Annotated in this window: 17 protein-coding genes and 1 other RNA gene; 7 read left to right on the top strand and 11 right to left on the bottom strand. The window is 67.7% G+C overall.

The genetic code is table 11. The annotated features are described in order from the left end of the window. Positions 1–31 precede the first annotated feature (31 nt). Genes PYV00_RS16405 through mmsB form a run of 5 tightly spaced genes read left to right on the top strand, consistent with a single transcriptional unit; the run spans position 32 to position 4,409 of the window. Positions 32–526: a hypothetical protein gene (locus tag PYV00_RS16405; protein ID WP_275229383.1), complete on the top strand. Its 495-nt coding sequence runs from the start codon at positions 32–34 to the stop codon at positions 524–526. Between the two features lie 20 nt (positions 527–546). Then, a complete protein-coding gene (locus PYV00_RS16400; protein WP_275229382.1) occupies positions 547–1,689 on the top strand; it encodes an acyl-CoA dehydrogenase family protein in 1,143 nt (380 codons plus the stop codon). After that, on the top strand, positions 1,689–2,732 hold the full coding sequence (locus PYV00_RS16395) for an enoyl-CoA hydratase/isomerase family protein (RefSeq protein WP_275229381.1): 1,044 nt from the start codon (positions 1,689–1,691) through the stop codon (positions 2,730–2,732). Before PYV00_RS16400 ends, PYV00_RS16395 begins: the two co-directional genes overlap by 1 nt. Then, positions 2,729–3,511 (top strand): enoyl-CoA hydratase-related protein, encoded by a 783-nt coding sequence (locus PYV00_RS16390; protein ID WP_275229380.1) that lies wholly within the window; start codon positions 2,729–2,731, stop codon positions 3,509–3,511. Before PYV00_RS16395 ends, PYV00_RS16390 begins: the two co-directional genes overlap by 4 nt. 28 nt (positions 3,512–3,539) lie before the next feature. After that, on the top strand, positions 3,540–4,409 hold the full coding sequence (mmsB, locus tag PYV00_RS16385; RefSeq protein WP_275229379.1) for a 3-hydroxyisobutyrate dehydrogenase: 870 nt from the start codon (positions 3,540–3,542) through the stop codon (positions 4,407–4,409). On the opposite strand, the gene PYV00_RS16380 is transcribed toward mmsB, so the two are convergent. Genes PYV00_RS16380 through PYV00_RS16360 form a run of 5 tightly spaced genes read right to left on the bottom strand, consistent with a single transcriptional unit; the run spans position 4,396 to position 7,275 of the window. Then, a complete protein-coding gene (locus PYV00_RS16380; RefSeq protein WP_275229378.1) occupies positions 4,396–4,590 on the bottom strand; it encodes a hypothetical protein in 195 nt (64 codons plus the stop codon). The genes mmsB and PYV00_RS16380 overlap by 14 nt on opposite strands. A 14-nt stretch (positions 4,591–4,604) precedes the next feature. Beyond that, entirely contained in the window at positions 4,605–5,141 is a 537-nt protein-coding gene (locus PYV00_RS16375) for an NUDIX hydrolase (RefSeq protein WP_275229377.1), read from the bottom strand. Next, positions 5,138–5,821 carry a TPM domain-containing protein gene (locus tag PYV00_RS16370; protein ID WP_275229376.1) on the bottom strand — a complete coding sequence of 228 codons (684 nt, stop codon included), beginning with the start codon at positions 5,819–5,821 and terminating at the stop codon, positions 5,138–5,140. The genes PYV00_RS16375 and PYV00_RS16370 overlap by 4 nt, the downstream gene beginning before the upstream one ends. A 10-nt stretch (positions 5,822–5,831) precedes the next feature. Beyond that, positions 5,832–6,653, bottom strand: a complete 822-nt coding sequence (locus PYV00_RS16365; RefSeq protein WP_428981651.1) for a TPM domain-containing protein — start codon at positions 6,651–6,653, stop codon at positions 5,832–5,834. Positions 6,654–6,669: 16 nt separating this feature from the next. Then, complete coding sequence (locus tag PYV00_RS16360; protein WP_275229375.1) at positions 6,670–7,275, bottom strand: LemA family protein; 606 nt, start codon at positions 7,273–7,275, stop codon at positions 6,670–6,672. A gap of 164 nt (positions 7,276–7,439) precedes the next feature. Here PYV00_RS16360 and mscL point away from each other — a divergent pair, with 164 nt between their 5' ends. Beyond that, positions 7,440–7,868 carry a large conductance mechanosensitive channel protein MscL gene (gene mscL, locus PYV00_RS16355; protein ID WP_275229374.1) on the top strand — a complete coding sequence of 143 codons (429 nt, stop codon included), beginning with the start codon at positions 7,440–7,442 and terminating at the stop codon, positions 7,866–7,868. An 85-nt stretch (positions 7,869–7,953) separates the two neighbouring features. Here the strand turns inward: mscL and ssrA are convergent. Then, positions 7,954–8,297, bottom strand: a transfer-messenger RNA (tmRNA) gene (gene ssrA, locus PYV00_RS16350). Positions 8,298–8,326: 29 nt separating this feature from the next. Then, positions 8,327–8,620 carry a hypothetical protein gene (locus PYV00_RS16345; RefSeq protein WP_275229373.1) on the bottom strand — a complete coding sequence of 98 codons (294 nt, stop codon included), beginning with the start codon at positions 8,618–8,620 and terminating at the stop codon, positions 8,327–8,329. Positions 8,621–8,925: 305 nt separating this feature from the next. Here PYV00_RS16345 and PYV00_RS16340 point away from each other — a divergent pair, with 305 nt between their 5' ends. Beyond that, positions 8,926–11,031: a malate synthase G gene (locus PYV00_RS16340; protein WP_275229372.1), complete on the top strand. Its 2,106-nt coding sequence runs from the start codon at positions 8,926–8,928 to the stop codon at positions 11,029–11,031. Positions 11,032–11,035: 4 nt separating this feature from the next. Here PYV00_RS16340 and PYV00_RS16335 read toward each other — a convergent pair whose 3' ends face one another. From PYV00_RS16335 to PYV00_RS16320, 4 genes are read right to left on the bottom strand one after another with little or no spacing between them, the layout of a single operon-like run. After that, positions 11,036–11,785 carry a hypothetical protein gene (locus tag PYV00_RS16335; RefSeq protein WP_275229371.1) on the bottom strand — a complete coding sequence of 250 codons (750 nt, stop codon included), beginning with the start codon at positions 11,783–11,785 and terminating at the stop codon, positions 11,036–11,038. A gap of 11 nt (positions 11,786–11,796) precedes the next feature. Continuing rightward, positions 11,797–12,615 carry a 16S rRNA (adenine(1518)-N(6)/adenine(1519)-N(6))-dimethyltransferase RsmA gene (gene rsmA / locus PYV00_RS16330; protein WP_275229370.1) on the bottom strand — a complete coding sequence of 273 codons (819 nt, stop codon included), beginning with the start codon at positions 12,613–12,615 and terminating at the stop codon, positions 11,797–11,799. Further along, positions 12,612–13,619 carry a 4-hydroxythreonine-4-phosphate dehydrogenase PdxA gene (gene pdxA / locus PYV00_RS16325; RefSeq protein ID WP_275229369.1) on the bottom strand — a complete coding sequence of 336 codons (1,008 nt, stop codon included), beginning with the start codon at positions 13,617–13,619 and terminating at the stop codon, positions 12,612–12,614. Before pdxA ends, rsmA begins: the two co-directional genes overlap by 4 nt. Position 13,620: 1 nt before the next feature. Beyond that, positions 13,621–14,967, bottom strand: a complete 1,347-nt coding sequence (locus PYV00_RS16320) for a peptidylprolyl isomerase (RefSeq protein WP_275229368.1) — start codon at positions 14,965–14,967, stop codon at positions 13,621–13,623. Positions 14,968–15,030 lie beyond the last annotated feature (63 nt).

The following is a 15,030-nucleotide window of genomic DNA, read 5'->3' as shown; positions in this document are numbered from 1 at the left end:
GGTCCCCCGGACAGGAGAGGAGACCGGAAGAATGCGCACCATCGCCCTTTTCGCCGTGACCGCCGTCGCGCTCGCGCTTGGCGCCTGCTCGAAAGAGCCGGCCGGGCCCGAGGGGCAGGCCAGCGAGACGCCGGCCGAAGCTGCGTCCGAAGCGCCGCTGCCCGAGGATACCGCTAGCGAGGCGGTGTCCGAGCCCGAGCCGGTTGCCGCCAAGGCTATTCCCCAGGCCATTCGCGGCCGCTGGGGGCTGGTGGCGGCCGATTGCACCAGCACGATGGGCGATGCCAAGGGGCTGCTGACGATCGGCGCCAGCGAACTGCGCTTCTACGAATCGGTGGCGACGCTGGGCAAGATCCAGGAAGCCGATGCCGAGCGCATCCGCGCGAGCTATACTTTCTCCGGCGAGGGGCAGACCTGGACGCAGGACGTCGTGCTGGGCGTGCAGGATCAGGGCAAGACGCTGATCCGGCGCGACTACGGTCCGGACGCGATGCCCGGCGCGCTGACTTACACCCGCTGCCAATAGACCACCAGGACAGGGGCACCATGACCGACCAGTTTGCGTTGACCGAAGACCAGATCGCGATCCAGGAGACCGCGCGCAAGTTCACCGCCGACCAGATCACGCCGTTCGCGGCCGAGTGGGACGAGAAGCACCACTATCCGGTCGACGTGTGGAAGGCGGCGGGTGAGCTGGGCTTCGGCGCGATCTATGTTTCCGAGGAAAGCGGCGGCATTGGCCTGGGCCGGCTGGAAGCGGCGCTGATCATGGAAGCCATGTCCTATGGCTGCCCGGCGACATCGGCCTATATCTCGATCCACAACATGGCGGCGTGGATGATCGACACGTTCGCGGGCCAGCCGCTCAAGGACCGCTACCTGCCCGAGCTGGTGACGATGGAGAAGATCGCCTCCTATTGCCTCACCGAGCCGGGTTCGGGATCGGACGCGGCGGCGCTCAAGACCAGCGCCAGGCTGGATGGCGATGCCTATGTGCTCAACGGCACCAAGCAGTTCATCTCGGGCGGCGGCTACAACGACGTCTACGTCGTCATGGCGCGCACCGGCGAGCACAAGTCGCGCGGTATCTCGTGCTTCGTGGTCGACAAGGACACGCCCGGCCTCAGCTTCGGCGCGCCGGAAAAGAAGCTGGGCTGGAATGCCTCGCCCACCGCGCAAGTGATCTTCGAGGATGCGCGCGTGCCGGTCGAAAACCGCGTCGGCGCGGAAGGCGATGGCTTCAAGTTCGCCATGGCCGGGCTCGACGGCGGGCGGATCAACATCGGCGCCTGTTCGCTGGGCGGGGCGCAGCGCTGCCTCGACGAGGCGATCCAGTACGTGAAGGACCGCAAGCAGTTCGACCAGCCGATCGGCGATTTCCAGAACACCCAGTTCATGCTGGCCGACATGGCGACCGACCTCGAAGCGGCGCGCGCGCTGCTCTATCTCGCCGCCGCCAAGGTTACGTCGGGGGCGCCGGACAAGACGCGGTTTTCGGCCATGGCCAAGCGCCTCGCCACCGACAGCGGATCGAAGATCGTCAATGACGCCCTTCAGCTTTTCGGCGGCTATGGCTATCTGCGCGACTATCCGATCGAGCGCTTCTGGCGCGACCTTCGCGTCCATTCGATCCTGGAAGGGACGAACCAGGTGATGCGCATGATCGTCGGCCGGGACTTGCTGCGCTGATGAGCGACGAACTGCTGACGCGCCGCGCCGGCGTCGCGGGCTATCTCACGCTCAATCGCCCCAAGGCGATCCACGCGCTCACGCTCGGCATGTGCCAGGCGATGACGGCGGCGCTTGCGCAATGGCGCGACGATCCCGAGGTCAAGGCGGTGATCCTGGAGCACAGCGAGGGCAGGGGCTTCTGCTCGGGCGGCGACATCAACCTGCTGCGCCAGTCCGCGCTGGAAGACGGCGGCGCCGCGGGCCGGGCCTTCTTCTTCGACGAATACCGGCTCAATCACCAGATCTTCACTTACGCCAAGCCCGTGGTCGCGTTCATGGACGGCATCACCATGGGCGGCGGCGTCGGCATCTCGCAGCCGGCGAAATACCGCGTGGCGACCGAGAACACCCGCTTCGCCATGCCCGAAACCGGCATCGGCCTGTTCCCCGATGTGGGCGGCGGCTGGTATCTCTCGCGGCTGGAAGGGCGCGTCGGCCAGTTCCTCGCGCTCACCGGGGCGCGGCTCGATGGCGCCGAATGCCTCTGGGCCGGCCTTGCCACGCATTACCTGCCCGCCGACAAGCTGGCCGAGGCCAAGGCCCGGATCGAGGCGGGGCACGAGATCGGCGGCGTGCTCTCCGCGCTCGCGGTCACGCCGCCCGAACCGCGCATGGCCGCCCATGCCGCGCAGATCCGCAAGCATTTCGCCTCGGACCGGCTGGAGGACGTGCTCGTCTCGCTGGAGGCCGACCCGGACGAATGGGCGGCAAAGGAACTGGCCACGCTGCGCGCCAAGAGCCCGCAGGCCTGCAAGGTGGCGCTGCGCCAGCTCGCCGAGTCGGCCGGGCTGACGGATTTCGCCGCGAACATGGCGATGGAATACCGCATCGGCAGCCGCGTGCTGACGCTCCCCGATTTCGCCGAGGGCGTGCGCGCCGTGATCGTCGACAAGGATCACGCGCCGAAATGGAACCCCGCGACGCCGGCCGGCGTCACCGAAGACCTGCTGGACGCGATCTTCGCGCCGCTCCCCACGCAAGAGGAATGGAAGCCGCTATGAGCTATGAAACGATCCTGGTCGAACAGAAGGGCGCGGTCACGCTGATCACGCTCAACCGGCCGCAAGCGCTCAACGCGCTCAATTCGACCGTGCTGGCCGAGCTGATCGACGCTTTCGCCGCTTACCAGGCGGACAAGGCGCAGCGCTGCGCGGTGATCACCGGATCGGGCGACAAGGCTTTCGCGGCCGGCGCCGACATCAAGGAAATGGCCGACAAGCCGGGTGCCGAGTTCTATTCGGAAGACTTCTTCGCCGGCTGGACCAGCCAGCTGGTCAAGAGCACACGCAAGCCCTGGATCGCGGCGGTGAACGGCTTCGCGCTGGGGGGCGGCTGCGAGCTTTCGATGATGGCCGATTTCATCATCGCGTCCGAAAACGCCAAGTTCGGCCAGCCGGAGATCAAGCTGGCGGTGGCGCCCGGTATGGGCGGATCGCAGCGCCTGACCCGCGCCGTCGGCAAGGCCAAGGCGATGGACATGTGCCTGACCGGCCGCCTGATGGGTGCCGAGGAAGCCGAGCGCGCCGGCCTCGTCAGCCGCGTGGTGCCGGCCGACAAGCTGATGGAAGAAGCGCTGAAGGCGGCCGAGACGATCGCCGCCATGCCGCCGCTCGCCGCGATGATGAACAAGGAAATGGTCAACATCGCGTTCGAGACCACGCTCGACACCGGCCTGCTGATGGAACGCCGCATGTTCCAGGTGCTCACCGCGACCGAGGACAAGGCCGAGGGCATGAAGGCGTTCATCGAAAAGCGGCCGGGCAACTGGCAGGGCAAGTAAGCCGCTCGGGCTCGGGAGAGGAAATGACATGAAGATCGCATTCATCGGCCTTGGCAACATGGGCGGCGGCATGGCGCACAACCTGGCCATGGCCAGCCACCACGTCCGCGCGTTCGACTTGTCGCCCGATGCGCTGGCCAAGGCCAGGGCGAACGGCTGCGAAGTGTTCGATTCGGTGCGCGAGGCGGTGCAGGGCGTGAACGCCGTCGTCTCGATGCTGCCCAACGGCGCGATCGTCGAGAGCGTCTACATGAACGATGTCCTGGGCCATGCGCCCAGGGGCGCGTTGCTGATCGACTGTTCGACGATCGACGTGGCCACCGCGCGCAAGGTGCAGCAGGCCGCCGCCGATGCCGGCTATCCGATGGTCGATGCCCCGGTTTCGGGCGGCATCACCGCGGCCAACCAGGGCACGCTCACGTTCATGGTCGGCGGCGATGCCAAGGTTTTCGGCCATGTCGAGGATATCCTGCTCAACATGGGCAAGGCGGTGATCCACGCGGGCGAAAGCGGCGCGGGGCAAGTCGCCAAGATGTGCAACAACATGCTGCTGGCGATCCACATGATCGGCACTTGCGAGGCGCTGGCGCTGGCCGAGAAATCCGGCCTCGACATGCGCAAGTTCCATGAGATCAGCTCGAAGTCGACCGGCTACAACTGGTCGCTCAACGATTACACCCCCGCGCCGGGCGTGGGCGCGACCAGCCCGGCCGACAACGATTACCAGGGCGGCTTCGCCTCGGCACTGATGCTCAAGGACTTGCGCCTCGCCATGGCGGGCGCGCAAACCAGCGGCGCGAGCGTGCCGCTGGGCGAACACGCGACGAAGATCTACGAGGCTTTCGTCGAGGCGGGCAACGGCGGCAAGGACTTCGGCGCGATCTTCACGACGCTTTAGGGTTTGCCCGCGCGAATGCCGGTACGCGCTTGCCTCTGGTGCGGCCAGTGAGGTGGAACTGGCCGCAGCGGTCGCAGCGATAGGGGCGCAAGGGATAGGCGGCTTGCGCGGCCACGCCCAGCGCCTCGTCCTCGCTGCGAAAGCGGGCCTTCCTGCGGCAGACGCTGAGCCGGGTGCGCATCGCCTCGGCCTGGTTCAGCCCAGCAGCGCGCCGCCCAGCAGGGTCAGCATCTTGACGTCGATGGCATAGCCTTCGGCCCGCCAGCGGGCCACGGCATCGGCGATGCCGGCCAGCGGCACGCGGTGGACCACGATCTGCTCGCTGTCGACGCCGCCGCCGTCGCCCACCTTGGTCAGGCCGTGCGCGCGCAGCAGAGTGAAGCTTTCGCTGACCATGCCGGGCGAGGACCAGAACTCGCCGATCACCTCGATGCGTTCGGCGCGGTAGCCGGTTTCCTCTTCCAGCTCGCGAGCGCCGGCGGTGGCCGGGTCTTCGCCCCGCTTGTCGTCATCGTCGCCGACCAGGCCGGCGGGCAGCTCGATACAGGGGCGGCCCAGCGGCACCCGGTACTGCTCGACCAGCAGGACATGATCGTCCTCGTCCACCGCCAGGATCACCGCCGCGTGGATGCCGCGCGCGCGGCTGACGTATTCCCAGTTGCCGCGCTTGCGGGCGGTGATGAACCGCCCTTGCCACATCACCTGTTCCTCGGCGGTCGCGTCCACGCTCATACTTCGATCAACCTGTCGGGCAATTCGTTCTGGTCGTCATCGGCGCGCGGGAAGTTCTCGGCCAGGATCGCGCCGACCTTGCCGATCGCGGCGATCATGCCATCGGCCACGCGCCCGTCTTTCAGCTCGCCGATCATCGCGGCCATGGCATCGCCCCAGGCATCGGGCGCGACCTTGGCGGCGATCGCCGCGTCGGCGACGATCTCGGCGCGGTGCTCGCGCATCGAAAGGTAGATGAGGATGCCGGTGCGCCCGGTGGTGCGCCGCTCGGCCCCGATGCGGAATGCCCGCACCGCCCGGTCGCGCACGCGCGCGGCCTTGATCGGCGAAGGGATCAGCAGGAACTTGAGCGGTGTCCACAGCTGGAGCAGCACCATGGCGCCGAACTTGATCGTCGCCACGCCGGCAGCCAGGACCAGCAGTTCGCGCGCGGTCCATTCGACGATCCAGCCGCCGGCGAACCATTCGACGATGCCGAGATAGAATTCCGGCACGATGGCCAGCGCACACAGCGCGGCCAGCGCCACCATCGCCGCCCAGACGAGCGCGACATCCGAATAGCCGTCCGAACGGTCGGCCAGGATGGTGACGATCTCGCCCGCGGTGCCGTGCTCGGCCTGGGCCACCGCGTCGCTCACGCGGCGGTGATCGTCCTCGTTGAGATAGCTGGGAGTGGACATCGCGCTTCTCCTACCAGCTTCCGCTCGCGCCGCCACCGCCGAAGCTGCCGCCGCCGCCGGAGAACCCGCCGCCGCCTCCGCCACCACCCGAACTGCTGCTGGCATGGCTCAGCGCGTCCAGCACGCTCCACAGCACGATCGGGCCGACGCCGCTGCCCTGATAGCGCTGGCGGCTGCCCCCCATCGTCGCCCGCAGGATCGGCACGATGACGAAGAAGATGATGATGAAGCCGAAGATCAGCAGCGGAAACAGGTCGCCCTCCTCAGGCGCGGCCTCGGCCTGCTGCGCGACCTTCTGCGCCTCTGCGGGCGGCAGGGCGAGCTGGTGGATGATCGCATCGGTTCCCGCCTCGATCCCGCCGGCCATGTCGCCGGCCTTGAAGCGGGGGACGATGTCGTTGGCGATGATCAGCGAGGACAGGCCATCGGTCAGCACGGGTTCGAGGCCATAGCCCACTTCGATCCGCACCTTGCGCTCGGCGGGCGCGACGAGCAGCAGCGCGCCGTCGTTGCGCTCCTTGTCGCCCAGGCCCCAGGCTCGGCCGAGCTGGTAGCCATAGTCCGAGATCTCGTAGCCCTGCAGGCTCGGGACCGTGGCGATCACGAGCTGGCGGCGCGATTGCGCTTCCAGATCGGCGAGCTTCTGCGTCAGCCGTGCTTCCTGGTCATCGGGGATGATGTTGGCGACATCGACCACGCGGCCGGTGAGCTTGGGAAACTCCTGCGCCAGCGCCGGCCGGGGCAGCAGCAGGGCGAGCGCCAGCAGCAGTGCCGCCAGCGCGGCGCCGATGCCGTCGCGTTCCGCGCGGAGCCCAGAGCGGAAAAAGGTCACGCGCGCTCGCGGCCGATCACATCTTGCCTTCGAGGCTGGGTGCGACATCGGCACCCGGCGTCACCGCCTGATACGGTACGAGCGGCTCGGCCCCGCGCATCTTGGCGCCGATCATGGTCGGGAAGGTGCGGACCTCGGTGTTGTAGTCCTGCACCGCGCCATTGTAGTCGCGGATGGCGATGCGGATGCGGTTTTCCTGACCTTCAAGCTGGCTTTGCAGCATCTGGTAGTTGGTGATCGACTTGAGGTCGGGATATTGCTCGACGCTCACCATCAGGCGGCTGAGGCTGGAGCCGAACTGCGCCTGCGCGGCCTGGAACTGCTGCATCTTGGCGGGATCGTCCAGATCGTCGGCGGTAAGCTGGACGCTGGTCGCCTTGGCGCGCGCCTCGATCACGCCAGTGAGGATGGCCTTCTCCTGCTCGGCCGCGCCCTTGGCGACGGCGGCGAGGTTCGGCACGAGGTTGGCGCGTTCCTGGAACGCGGCCTGCACGTCGGCCCACTTGGCCTTGGCCGCTTCCTGCTTGGTCGGCACCGAGTTGAAGCCGCAGGCCGCAAGGCTCATCGCGGCGATGGCGGCAAACAGATAGCGCCCGGCGCGGGCGGCGAATGGAACGGACATGCAGCGATCCTCCTATGCGGGCGGCGAACCGCCAGCCCTCCTCTGTCCTGCTAGATAGCAGTCAGGGATGCGCGTTCAAGCGGCGCGGCTTTGCTTTAGCCGCTTGGCAGGCACAAATGGCTGTGGCAGGCGATAGGGAATCGAAGGCTGGACGGGAACGGGCCATGTTGCAGGAATTCAAGGCATTCATCTCGCGCGGCAACGTGCTCGACCTTGCCGTGGGCGTCATCATCGGCGCCGCTTTCGGCAAGATCGTCACTTCGCTGACCGAAAGCGTCATCATGCCGTTCATCGGCTGGATCACCGGCGGCACCGATTTCACCAACCATTTCGTTCTGCTCAGCGCCATTCCCGAAAGCTTCACGGGCGACCGGACCAATTACGCCGCGTTGAAGGAAGCCGGCGTGGCGATGATCGGCTATGGCGATTTCCTGACGCAGCTGGTCAATTTCCTGATCCTGGCCTGGATCATCTTCCTGATCGTCAAGGCGGCCAACCGGCTCAATCCGCCCGCGCCGGCCGCGCCCGCCGGCCCGAGCGAGGCCGACCTGCTCGCCGAGATTCGCGACGAGCTGAAGAAGCGCCCGGTCTGAGAGCGGCGCGCGGCCAAGGGGCCGGTGCCGGGCCGATGAGAAGGAAAGTGGGGCGTTTCTGTTGCCAGGTACGCCCCGAACCCCTGGAGTCCGCTTCTGTTGCCCGGTGGGCCCGAACCGCGTTCTAACTTTGTAACTTCAGGCCGTTAGGCCCTAGAATTACGCTGCGAGAGCAAGTGCTTCGTTGTCGTTGGCACTTATGAGTTTTGAGCCTTTAACGGGTTACTCAGCCCGGACGAAAACGCCGTCTTTCAACACACGTCGATCCTGGTTCGGCCCCGTCAACACCCCCGGAATGCGAGGATCTTGGTGGAGCCGCCGGGTACTGCCCCCGGGTCCGCTGTGCCTATTGCACGCCGCAATTTATCGTCATAGCCGGCCGAAACCGGCAGGGGTCTATATAGGCGCTCGCGGATGAATGTGAAGTGAGCGCGTGGTTCCTCCACCATACGCGGCTGCTAGGCGCGCTTGCGCGCGGCGGCTTCTTCCGCCTCGGTGTCGTTGGCCGCCACGGGTGCGAAGGCGCGGGCGTCCTTTTCGGCCTGCTCGTATTTCAGGCAATCGAGGATCTTGGCCCCGGCCATGAACACCGCGCCGGTGGTCGCCAGGAACAGCAGCTTGCCGCCGAATCCCGGAAACCGCGTGAGATAGGCGCTACCGCGCTCCACCGCGCCCAGCGCAAGGGCATAGATTATCAGGAACGCTTCCCAGCGAGTCTTGATCACGAAAAGGCGAGCGATTTTCCTGAACATTCCCATCCTCTTAGCGTGGACATAATCCAGCAATCATCGTGCCAAGCCGGCATTTGCGTCAGTTTTGGCCGTTAACGCGTTGTTATCTGTAAGCCCTTCCGACAAGCGCGGTAAGAGGCGGGGCGGGCGCCACGCGGCCGGTCCTGCAAAATTCCCCACGGGCCGTTAGCCGGCCTCATGCGCCGCTGGCCGCTGTTGCCTTCGGGCGAGGCTTGCGCCATAGGCCGCCGGTTCCCTCCCCAGGACGTTTTGGTGAAACACGGCCAGCGCGGCATTCGCGCGGGACGCAATCGGTGCGAGGCAAGATGACGGACAGGATTGAACGCGCGGGGCTGCAAGTCGATACGAAGCTGGCGGGCTTCATCGAGAGCGAGGTTTTAGCGCCCATCGGCATGGACGCGGCGGCGTTCTGGAGCGGTTTTGCCGCGCTGCTGGCCCGGTTCGCCCCGGCGAACCGCGATCTGCTGGCCCGGCGCGATGCGCTGCAGGCCGCGATCGACGCCTGGCACCTGGCTCGTGCCGGCAAGCCGATCGACCAGGCCGAATACCAGGCCTTCCTGACCGAAATCGGCTATCTCGTGCCCGAGCCGGGCGATTTCACCATCGGCACCCGCAATGTCGATGCCGAGATCGCGACCATGGCCGGCCCGCAACTCGTCGTGCCGGTGCTCAACGCGCGCTTCCTGCTCAACGCGGCGAACGCGCGCTGGGGCAGCCTTTACGACGCGCTTTACGGCACCGATGCGCTGGATGCGGCGCCGGCGCAAGGCAAGGGCTATGATCCGGCGCGCGGCGCGGCGGTGATCGCTGCGGGGCGCGCCTTCCTCGACAAAGCGGTGCCGCTTGCCGGTGGAAGCTGGGCCGACGTGGCCGGCATCGAGGTGGAACTGGCCGATCCGGCGCAATATGTCGGGACGACCGCCAAGGGCCGGCTGTTCCGCGGCAATGGCCTGCACATCGAAGTCGTGGTCGATCCTGCGCATCCGGTGGGCAAGACCGATCAGGCGGGCATCGCGGACATCGTGCTCGAAGCCGCGCTGACCACGATCGTCGATCTGGAGGATTCGATCGCGGCGGTCGATGCCCGGGACAAGCTGCTGGCCTATGCCAACTGGCTCGGCGTCATCCGGGGCGACCTGACCGATACGTTCGAGAAGGGCGGCGAGACGATGACGCGCGCGCTCGCCGGTGACAAGGCGGTCACCACCGCCAGCGGCGAAGCGGTGAACCTGCCGGGCCGCAGCCTGCTGTTCGTGCGCAATGTCGGCCACCTGATGACCAACCCGGCGATCCTGCTGCCCGATGGCGGCGAGATTCCCGAGGGGATCATGGACGCGGTCATCACCAGCGCGATCGGCAAGCAGGACGTCATCGGCCTCACCCGATACGGCAACAGCCGCGAAGGCAGCATCTATATCGTCAAGCCCAAGATGCACGGGCCCGAGGAATGCGCTTTCACCAACGCGCTGTTCGATGCGGTGGAAGACCTGCTGGGCCTGCCGCGCCACACCATCAAGGTTGGCGTGATGGACGAGGAACGCCGCACTTCGGCCAACCTTGCCGCCTGCATCCATGCGGTGAAGGACCGTATCGTCTTCATCAACACCGGCTTCCTCGATCGCACGGGCGACGAGATCCACACCTCGATGCGCGCGGGGCCGATGATCCGCAAGGGCGCGATCAAGGGCAGCACCTGGATTGCCGCCTATGAGAAGCGCAATGTCGCGATCGGTCTTCGCCACGGCCTTTCGGGCAAGGCGCAGATCGGCAAGGGCATGTGGGCCGCGCCCGATCGCATGGCGGCGATGATGGCCGAGAAGATCGGCCACCCCAGGACCGGCGCGAACACCGCCTGGGTTCCCTCGCCGACGGCGGCCACGCTGCACGCGATGCATTATCACGCGGTCGACGTGTTCGGCCTGCGCGATGCCATCGCCGCCGAGCCGGTGCCCGGCCTCGACGCGCTGCTGGCGATCCCGCTGGCCGACGGCGTGAACTGGTCCGAGGACGAAGTGCGCGAGGAGCTGGACAACAACGCGCAGGGCCTGCTCGGCTATGTCGTGCGCTGGATCGACCAGGGCGTGGGCTGCTCCAAGGTGCCCGACATCAACGACGTGGGCCTGATGGAAGATCGCGCGACGTTGCGCATTTCCAGCCAGCACATGGCCAACTGGCTGCTCCACGGCGTCTGCACCCGCGATCAGGTGATGGATTCGCTCCACCGCATGGCCGCCAAGGTCGATGCGCAGAACGCCGGCGACCCGCTCTATGAGCCGATGGCGGGCCACTGGGACACCAGCCTGGCCTTCCAGGCGGCCTGCGATCTGGTGTTCAAGGGCGTGGAACAGCCCAATGGCTATACCGAGCCGCTGCTCCATGCCTGGCGCCTGAAGAAAAAGGCGGCGGGCTGAGGCTTCAGCCCGCGCTCCTGCCTTCGTAAGTGATCCTGATCCGCACCCAGGTGCCGATCTGCGGCTTGCTGTTGATGCGCGGGGGCAGGACGAGGAATTGCCACGCGGCGTTCTGCACCGCCCGGCCGAAGCCCGAGCCGCGCGGCGATTCGCCCAGGATCTGGCAATCCTCGACGCGATAGTTCTCCACCGTGCGGCAGGCGATCAGGCCCCAGCCTTCGCGTGGGGCGTTCTGCGGCATGTAGGTGGCAAGCTGCGCGTCGGTCGGCTTGCGGTACCATTCGGCATCGTAAAGCTGCACGCCGCCCGGGCCTTCGCCGGGGCCATAGGCCGCTGCCGCGTTGTCGTTGCCCCTCGCGCCGCCGGCCGCGCCCGATGCGCGCATTCCGCCGATGTCGCCCGCGGCGAAATCGCGGCGCGACAGGCGGATGAAGGCGGGCTCCAGCGGGTCCTCGATTTTCGGCTGCTCGATCGGGCGGGGCTGCGGCGGTTGCGGCACGGGCCGTTCCCGCGCGCGCGGCTCGGGCTGCTTTCTGGCCGCCTTCTGCTTGCGCTTTTCCGGGGTGGCGCCGCCGGCCGGCCTGCCCTCCACATCGAACGTGGTGGTCACTTGCCGCGCCTCAGGCGCGGGCTTCACCTGCGTCTGCAGCAGGGCGAGCAGCAGCGCGATCAGGATGATGCACGCCGACAGCGTGATGGAGACCGCGCGCTGGCGCGGCGATCCCGGCTGGTATCCTGAAGGGGCGGGAAGCATCGCGCGCGTCCTCAGCCGGTGAGCAATCGGGCAATGCCGACGAATTCGGCCACGGTGAGCGTTTCGGCGCGGCGCTGCGGATCGATGCCCAGCCGCTCCAGCGCTTCGAGCGCGCCGGGCAGGCCCTTCAGGCTTTGCCGCAGCATCTTGCGGCGCTGGCCGAACGCGGCCTCGGTCACGCGTTCCAGCACGCGCATCGAGACGCCCGGCGGCGCATCGGCCGGCGTCACATGGACGATCGCCGACATGACCTTGGGCGGCGGGGTGAAGGCGCTGCGGTGCACTTTCATCGCCAGTTTCGCGGTGCCGCGCCACTGGGCCAGCACCGCGAGCCGGCCATAAGCGGGCGTATCGGGCGCGGCGACGATGCGGCGGGCGACTTCTTCCTGGAACATCAGCGTCAGCGATGTCCATTGCGGCGGCCAGGCCTCGCCCGAAAGCCAGCCGGTGAACAGCGCCGTGCCGACATTGTAGGGCAGATTGGCAACGATCGCGTAAGGCCCGGTGAACAGCGTTTCGGGCGCGATCTTCATCGCATCGCCTTCGATCACGCGCAACTTGCCGGGAAAGGCCTCCGCCACTTCGGCCAGCGCGGGCAGGCAGCGGCGGTCCATTTCGATCGCGGTGACATCGGCGCCGGCGCGCAGCAGCGCGCGGGTGAGGCCGCCGGGGCCGGGGCCGACTTCGAGCACCTGCTGGCCGGCCAGACTGCCGGGAATCGCCGCGATCCGATCGAGCAATTGTTCGTCGAACAGGAAATTCTGCCCCAGCGCCTTCGAGGCGGAAAGGCCGTGCCGGGCAATGACCTCGCGCAAGGGGGGAAGCATCATGCCGCCGCTCGCCGGATCGCGCATTCCCCCGCCAGCCGGATCGCCGCGATCGTCGCGCCCGCGCTGGCCAGGCGCTTGCCGGCGATGGCGAAGGCGGTGCCGTGATCGGGCGAGGTGCGCACGATCGGCAGGCCGAGCGTGACGTTCACGCCCTGATCGAAATCGAGCGTCTTGATCGGGATCAGCGCCTGATCGTGATACATGCACAAGGCGACATCGTACCGGCCGCGCTCATGCGCGGCGAACATCGCGTCGGCCGGATGGGGGCCGGAAACCGCCAGCCCCTCCGCGCGCAGCGCGGCGATGGCGGGCGCGATCATGTCGATCTCCTCGCGCCCCATGCGGCCATCCTCGCCGGCGTGCGGATTGAGCCCGGCGATCGCCAGGCGCGGGCACGGCAGGCCGAAATCGCGCGCCAGCGCGGCGGCGACGATGCGCGCGCGCCGCTCGATCAGCGCGCGCGAGAGGCGCGCGGGCACGTCCGCCAGCGCCAGATGCACGGTCAGCGGCACGGTGCGCAGCGAAGGGCCGGCCAGCATCATCACGGCGTCCTCGTGCGCCACGCCGCAGGCATCGGCGACGAATTCGGTCTGGCCGGGCTGGGTGAAGCCCACTTGCGCCAGCCGCGCCTTGGCGATCGGGCCGGTGACGATCGCCCCGGCCGCGCCTTCGCACGTCAGCCGCGCGGCCTCGCCCAGCGATGCCAGCGCCAGTTCCGCGCCTTCGCGCGAAGGATCGCCGGGCCGGTAGTCGCCATCGCCGCCGGCCAGCACGGGCAAGCCCGCGGCGAAGGCGACGCGCGCTTCGGCAGGGTCGGCGATGGCGATCGTCGGCACGTCCAGCCCGCGCCGCCGCGCCGCTTCGCGCAGTAGGCGCGCGCCGCCCACGGCGAAGAACGGAGCGAGCGCTGCGGCCTCGCGGCGCGCCCATGCCTCGGCGATCAGTTCGGGGCCAATGCCCGCCGGATCGCCCAGCGAGACGGCGAGCGGCGCCGCGACGCCCACGTCAGTTGTAATCGATGACCGCGTCACGCCTCAGGTCGCGCAGGTACATCTGCGCGCGCTTGTTGATGCGATCGTCCTCCATCTGCGACATGAGCTGGTCGAAGCTGGGGCCGCTGTCGCTTTGCGGATCGTCGCGCCCGCACAGCATCAGCATCCGCACGCCGTCCTGGATCGAGCCGAACGGGGGCGAGGTCTCGCCGATCGAGAGGTTGAGGATCGCGTTCTGCAACGGTCCGGGCAAGTCGCGCGCGCGCACCTGATCGTTGGTGACGACTTGCGCGCCAAGCTGCGCGGCCACGCCGTCGACGGCGCCGCAGCCCTTGGCCTGCTGGATCGCTTCGGCAAAGCGCTTGGCCTGCGCGTTGGCCTGCGCCTCGCTGGCGCCGGGCGGGAAATTGATCGAGATCTGCTTGAGCGCGAGCACCGCGTCGCGCGGATCGGCGGTCAGCACCTGGCGCCGGTCGATCAGGTAGATGATCGAATAGCCGCCCGGCACCTCGATCGGGCCGACCAGCTGGCCGGGGCTCAGCTCGCGCGCGGCGCTGGCCAGTTCCGGGGGAAGCTGCGCCAGCCTGATCCAGCCCAGATCGCCGCCGACCGCCGCCGTCGAGGCTTGCGAATACTGCCGCGCGTAAGCCACGAAGCTGCCGCCGTCGCGCAACTGCTCGACGATGCGCATGGCATTGTCGCGCACTTGCGCCTGCACTTCGGGCGTGGCGGCAAGGTAGATCTCGCCGATGCGGTATTCGTCGGTGCCCTTGGCCGCCTTGAGCCGGGCGAGCATCTCGTTCACTTCGTCTTCCGAGACGTTGACGAAAGGCGCGACATTGCGGCTGAGCAGCCGCTGCCAGGCCAGCTCGCCGTGGATCTGGCGCTTGAGCGAGGCGGGCGAAGAGCCGATCCGCTTCAGGTAGGCGTCCATCGCCTCGGTGCTCTGGCTGAAATTCTGCGCCGCGACGCGGGCATAGGACTGGTCGATCTCGGCCGTGCTGACTTCGATATCAGAAGCCTTGGCTTCCTGGATCTCCAGCGTCTCGTCGATCAGGTTGCGCAGCACCTGCTGGCGCAGGCGGCCCATTTCCTCCGGGCTCACCTTGTTCTCGTTGGCCGCGACGATCAGTGCCAGGCGCTGGTCGACATCGGTGCCGGTGATGACATCGCCGTTAACCACGGCCGTGGCCTTGCGGATATTGGGATTGCTGTCGCCGAAGATCTTGATGTCCTCGGGAATGACGATCTCGCCTTGCGCGGCGCCCTGGGCATGGGCCACCGGCGCGCCAAGGGCGCCCGCGAGGCCTGCGGCCAGGAGGGCGCGCGAAATAAACGTGCTGCGATTGACTGCTTTCACCGTGATCTCAATCCCGTCTCCGGCCGGATCGGTCCGGCCCCTCAAAAGGTTCGGGCCTGCGCC

Origin of the sequence: Novosphingobium album (ex Liu et al. 2023), from assembly GCF_029076845.1 — a bacterium.
In the GTDB taxonomy this organism is placed as follows: Bacteria; Pseudomonadota; Alphaproteobacteria; order Sphingomonadales; family Sphingomonadaceae; genus Novosphingobium.
The sequence above is the reverse complement of the archived record's forward strand: the minus strand, read 5'-3'. Positions and strand labels throughout refer to the sequence as shown.

What these genes read in the sequence shown, in the direction of transcription:
- PYV00_RS16335 (WP_275229371.1), bottom strand. Translation starts at nt 11,785, where the DNA reads ATGCTTCCCGCCCCTTCAGGATACCAGCCGGGATCGCCGCGCCAGCGC.
- PYV00_RS16340 (WP_275229372.1), top strand. Translation starts at nt 8,926, where the DNA reads ATGACGGACAGGATTGAACGCGCGGGGCTGCAAGTCGATACGAAGCTG.
- PYV00_RS16395 (WP_275229381.1), top strand. Translation starts at nt 1,689, where the DNA reads ATGAGCGACGAACTGCTGACGCGCCGCGCCGGCGTCGCGGGCTATCTC.
- PYV00_RS16375 (WP_275229377.1), bottom strand. Translation starts at nt 5,141, where the DNA reads ATGAGCGTGGACGCGACCGCCGAGGAACAGGTGATGTGGCAAGGGCGG.
- mmsB (WP_275229379.1), top strand. Translation starts at nt 3,540, where the DNA reads ATGAAGATCGCATTCATCGGCCTTGGCAACATGGGCGGCGGCATGGCG.
- PYV00_RS16360 (WP_275229375.1), bottom strand. Translation starts at nt 7,275, where the DNA reads ATGTCCGTTCCATTCGCCGCCCGCGCCGGGCGCTATCTGTTTGCCGCC.
- PYV00_RS16370 (WP_275229376.1), bottom strand. Translation starts at nt 5,821, where the DNA reads ATGTCCACTCCCAGCTATCTCAACGAGGACGATCACCGCCGCGTGAGC.
- rsmA (WP_275229370.1), bottom strand. Translation starts at nt 12,615, where the DNA reads ATGATGCTTCCCCCCTTGCGCGAGGTCATTGCCCGGCACGGCCTTTCC.
- mscL (WP_275229374.1), top strand. Translation starts at nt 7,440, where the DNA reads ATGTTGCAGGAATTCAAGGCATTCATCTCGCGCGGCAACGTGCTCGAC.
- PYV00_RS16380 (WP_275229378.1), bottom strand. Translation starts at nt 4,590, where the DNA reads ATGCGCACCCGGCTCAGCGTCTGCCGCAGGAAGGCCCGCTTTCGCAGC.
- PYV00_RS16400 (WP_275229382.1), top strand. Translation starts at nt 547, where the DNA reads ATGACCGACCAGTTTGCGTTGACCGAAGACCAGATCGCGATCCAGGAG.
- PYV00_RS16345 (WP_275229373.1), bottom strand. Translation starts at nt 8,620, where the DNA reads ATGTTCAGGAAAATCGCTCGCCTTTTCGTGATCAAGACTCGCTGGGAA.
- PYV00_RS16390 (WP_275229380.1), top strand. Translation starts at nt 2,729, where the DNA reads ATGAGCTATGAAACGATCCTGGTCGAACAGAAGGGCGCGGTCACGCTG.
- PYV00_RS16405 (WP_275229383.1), top strand. Translation starts at nt 32, where the DNA reads ATGCGCACCATCGCCCTTTTCGCCGTGACCGCCGTCGCGCTCGCGCTT.